The organism is Peribacillus sp. P4_C12, assembly GCF_056402095.1.
On record NZ_JBFUIB010000337.1, the window covers coordinates 1 to 4,133 of the forward strand.

General features: G+C 37.6%; 6 protein-coding genes. 1 reads left to right on the forward strand and 5 read right to left on the reverse strand.

The window, feature by feature from the left end:
* The 5 genes from AC1DUW_RS22330 to AC1DUW_RS22350 form a co-directional block, all read right to left on the reverse strand.
* Window positions 1-378: MBL fold metallo-hydrolase (locus tag AC1DUW_RS22330; RefSeq protein ID WP_477643495.1), on the reverse strand; the 378-nt coding region annotated here is incomplete at its 3' end.
* 118 nt (window positions 379-496) lie between these two features.
* Complete coding sequence (locus tag AC1DUW_RS22335; RefSeq protein WP_053344965.1) at window positions 497-1,366, reverse strand: SDR family oxidoreductase; 870 nt, start codon at window positions 1,364-1,366, stop codon at window positions 497-499.
* A gap of 330 nt (window positions 1,367-1,696) precedes the next feature.
* The gene (locus tag AC1DUW_RS22340) at window positions 1,697-2,188 is read right to left on the reverse strand and encodes a YajQ family cyclic di-GMP-binding protein (RefSeq protein WP_053344966.1); all 492 of its coding nucleotides are present in this window, start codon (window positions 2,186-2,188) and stop codon (window positions 1,697-1,699) included.
* 124 nt (window positions 2,189-2,312) lie between these two features.
* The gene (locus AC1DUW_RS22345; RefSeq protein ID WP_152952240.1) at window positions 2,313-2,444 is read right to left on the reverse strand and encodes a DUF3941 domain-containing protein; all 132 of its coding nucleotides are present in this window, start codon (window positions 2,442-2,444) and stop codon (window positions 2,313-2,315) included.
* Between the two features lie 68 nt (window positions 2,445-2,512).
* Window positions 2,513-3,379 (reverse strand): DegV family protein, encoded by an 867-nt coding sequence (locus tag AC1DUW_RS22350; protein ID WP_053344967.1) that lies wholly within the window; start codon window positions 3,377-3,379, stop codon window positions 2,513-2,515.
* Window positions 3,380-3,532: 153 nt separating this feature from the next.
* On the opposite strand from AC1DUW_RS22350, the gene AC1DUW_RS22355 reads away from it, so the two are divergent.
* The coding region (locus AC1DUW_RS22355) for a YitT family protein (protein ID WP_477643496.1) at window positions 3,533-4,133 on the forward strand (601 nt) is incomplete at its 3' end.

Below are 4,133 nucleotides of genomic sequence, written 5' to 3' on the forward strand. Positions count from 1 at the left end.
AGGATCAAATAATTCTGGGACGGGTATGGTGATATCGCGAGACATATCCTTTCTTATTTGTTTCAATGACAATCCTTTAATTCCGTTAATCAGCCAGTCGGCATCATCATTATGAACATAAATAGTATCAAAATCACCGTGACTCCCAATATGATCTGCATGCACATGTGTCGTCAAGACGATAATAGGAAGATCTGTTAACTGGTCTGTTATCCGTTTAATCGTATCTATGCCTAACCCTGTATCAATTAACGCAGCTTGGTTCTCTCCCAGCAGTAAAAAAGAATGTACCTTCTCCCAATGACCATATTCACTGATCGCAAACGTTTTCGAGTCTAATTCTTGAACGGTAAACCATGGATCCACAATGTACGTCAAATAAAATCACTCCTCACTTAGACTTAGATTTCTATATGTTCAGTCAAAATCCTTCGTAAATAATGAAAAAAACAGTGGTTTTCATATACGAAAACCACTGCTTTTGAAGTTTATTTCATTATCCGTTTACAACGGTACCACCGTTAACATGGATAACTTGTCCACTGACATAGGATGAATCATCGCTTGCCAGATATACATAGGCAGGTGCTAATTCTTCTGGCTGGCCAGCGCGGCCCATAGGTGTATTTTGACCGAATTTGGCAACATCTACTTCCCCGAATGAGGCAGGAATAAGTGGAGTCCAGATTGGACCTGGAGCAACACCATTAACTCTGATTCCATCTTTTGAAATAGAATTCGAAAGTGCTCTTGTGAATGCTAAAATTGCGCCTTTAGTTGATGAGTAATCGATTAATTTTGGATTACCTTGATAGGCTGTGATAGAGGTTGTATTAATAATGCTGCTTCCTTTTTTGAGATGTTTCAACGCAGCTTTTGTTAAGTGGAACATCGAGAAGATATTAGTACGGAATGTTTTTTCTAATTGTTCAGCTGAAATATCAAGAATGCTTGTCTGAACGTGTTGTTCACCTGCGTTGTTGACTAGAATATCCAAACCGCCGAACTCATCGATAGTTTTTTTAACGACATCCTGACAAAAGGCTTCATCACCAATATCTCCGGAAATGAGTAAACATTTCTGTCCCTCTTTTTCGACCAATTCTTTTGTTGTTTTAGCATCCTGATGTTCATCCAAGTATGCAATTGCAACATTAGCTCCTTCTTTTGCGTAATAGATAGCGACGGATTTACCTATTCCGCTATCTCCGCCAGTTATGATTGCGGTTTTCCCTTTTAATTTGCCGCTTCCTTTATATTCAGATTTAACCGACTTGGGGTTCGGATTCATTTTTGTTTCCACACCAGGCTGATGCTGTTGATGTTGCGGTGGAAATCCTTGTTTATTTTGGTTTTGACTAGTCATTAAAACCCCTCCTGTTTAATTATCTACACTATTTCTATTCCTTGCTTTTGGAATATGAAAACATGGTAAAAATAACTAATAAAATAAATCTGGCGTAAAATCCCCATTACTTTAACTTAAAACAATAGATTAAATCATTTTTTATATAAGACCTGTAGAAAGCCTAGAAGAAGGGCATAATGTCTAAGTAAAAAGTATATGAGATTCTTCGGATATAAGGGAACATGAATAGCATTTACATATTCCATTAAGGTGATTCATTCGAAAAAAGGACTGAGAGCGTCCTAGAACATAAAAAGAGACCCACCCATAGTGGGTGAGCCTCTAATATTAGCGGTAATTTAAAAATTGTACGTCAATGGATAGGTCAGCGCCTCGGATAGCAGATATAATACCTTGTAGATCATCCCTGTTTTTTCCAGTTACACGGATTTGGTCATCTTGTATTTGACTTTTCACTTTAAGTCCGCTGTTTTTAATGATGGTATTGATTTTTTTCGCTTGTTCCTTATCGATGCCTTGAATGAGTTTAGCCCGTTGGCGAACAGTACCACCAGAAGCGCCTTCTAATTTTCCGTAATCCAGGTTCTTAATAGGTACGTCACGTTTAATGAGCTTACTAATTAAAACATCCTTTAATTGATCGAGTTTATACTCATCGTCAGATACTAAAACTAAGTCTTCTTTATCAATGGTAATGCTACTTAAGCTTCCTTTAAAATCATACCGGGTCTGAATTTCTTTCATTGCCATAGTCACTGCATTTGTTACTTCTGAAAAGTCTACTTTGGATACAATATCAAATGAATTTTCCTTTGCCATCACTTACCTCCAGCAGGGTTTATTTCCTTTATTATAGAGAAAGTAGGATAGGAAGACAACCATATAGGCTGTATATGTATATATCGACAACTTCATATAAAAAAGCAGGGGACAGCCCCCTGCCTCATTTATGGTCTGTTTTCTTCGAATAAGAGTGCTTACCTGCTTCGAGGTTTTCCTGATAAGTGATATTTCTTTCAGTATTTATAGCTTGGTTATCTTTTGGCTTTTTATTGTTATCAGTTGTTTTTGACATAATAAAACTCCCTTTCATAATCATGATCAATATATATTGTTCACAATTATGAAAGAGAGTATGTATGTTTATGATTTCACAGGGGTATCGTTTAAGAAGAAGAGAGCAATTGTTCCAGGACCGGCATGTGCACCAATTACGGAACCTATTGAATGAATCATGAACTCAGTTGTCCCAAATTCATGTTGTATGGCGTCCTTCCACTCCAATGCGGTTTCTGCATCGTCACCATGACTGATAGCAATCGTTTGGGTTGTCAAATTTTTGCCTCGTTCATGCATTAATTCGATAACTCGTTTAATCAATTTCTTTTTACCGCGTATCTTTTCAAGTGGAACCAGCTTTCCTTCTTCAACATGCAATAACGGTTTAATGTTTAATAATCCGCCAACAAGGGCAGATGTTTTGGATATACGTCCGCCACGAGCTAAGTATTCAAGATTATCTACTGTGAATAGATGCTCCATATGATGAGTGCGGAATTCGATGTCAGCTAAAATCTCTTCTTTAGAGGCGCCGCTTGCTGCTAGTTCGGCTGCCTTTTTTACGATTAACCCGACTCCCATTGACGCACATTTCGTATTGACGATTTCAATGTCCAGGTCAGGGTATTCATCTTTTACCTGATTATGAATCATTACAGCTGTTTGATAAGTTCCTGATAACTCAGAGGAAAATGCAATATAGATACCTTGTCTTTTCTCCTTAGCAAACTGTGTGAAAAGTTCTATAAAGTATTCCGGAGAAGCTTGCGATGTTTTTGGAGCTTTTCCGTCAATCATCGCTTGATAGACTTCATGAGAATTAATAGTAAGTAGGTCTTCATAATTCTCCCCATCAAGATGAACTTGTAAAGGGATTAATGATACATTGTTTTCCTTATAGAAAGACAATGGCAAATCACATGCACTATCTGCAAGAATTGTGATAGCCATAATACACCTGCTTTCTTTTTACAATTTTTAGTAAATGAGTTTTGCTCTTTTTTAGTGTAGCACGTCACGGCAAAATTTCAATCTCTTCATAAATAGAATAAATAATTAAGGGTAAAAAGATAATAGAATTAGGGTGAAATGGAGGTTTTTAGGATGTATAGAAGTGAAATAAGGAAAATTCTCATAGTAATAGTTGGTGCATTTTTGAATGCCATCGCGATGAACTTTTTTTTAATCCCGGCTAACGTATATGCGAGTGGATTTACTGGGGTGGCACAGCTCCTATCAAGGATGATTGGGTCTTTTGCACCTTTTAATATATCGACCGGGATTTTATTGCTTTTATTAAATATCCCAGTAACCATCATTGCTTGGAGAAAAGTTGGAAAGTCCTTTACCTTTTATAGCTTTCTCAGTGTTATCTTAATGTCTCTTTTCATGGAAATCATTCCAATTACCCGCTGGTCACCGGACATATTATTGAACGCGGTGTTTGGCGGAGTTATAGCTGCAGTAGGAGTTGGGATTACCTTGAAATTCGGGGCATCAACAGGCGGGATGGATATTATCGCGATGCTTCTGTCACGGAAGAAAGATAAGCCTGTGGGTACTTATTTATTTCTGTTAAATGGCGTGATTATTGTAACGGCAGGCGCTGTATATGGACCGGAAAAAGCATTATATACACTTGTTACGCTTTACACATCAACCCGTGTGGTGGACGCGATACATACACGTCATGAAAAGCTTACAG

Excerpts from the sequence above, each read along its gene's own strand:
- AC1DUW_RS22340 (WP_053344966.1), bottom strand. The coding sequence starts at position 2,188 with ATGGCAAAGGAAAATTCATTTGATATTGTATCCAAAGTAGACTTTTCA.
- AC1DUW_RS22350 (WP_053344967.1), bottom strand. The coding sequence starts at position 3,379 with ATGGCTATCACAATTCTTGCAGATAGTGCATGTGATTTGCCATTGTCT.
- AC1DUW_RS22345 (WP_152952240.1), bottom strand. The coding sequence starts at position 2,444 with ATGTCAAAAACAACTGATAACAATAAAAAGCCAAAAGATAACCAAGCT.
- AC1DUW_RS22335 (WP_053344965.1), bottom strand. The coding sequence starts at position 1,366 with ATGACTAGTCAAAACCAAAATAAACAAGGATTTCCACCGCAACATCAA.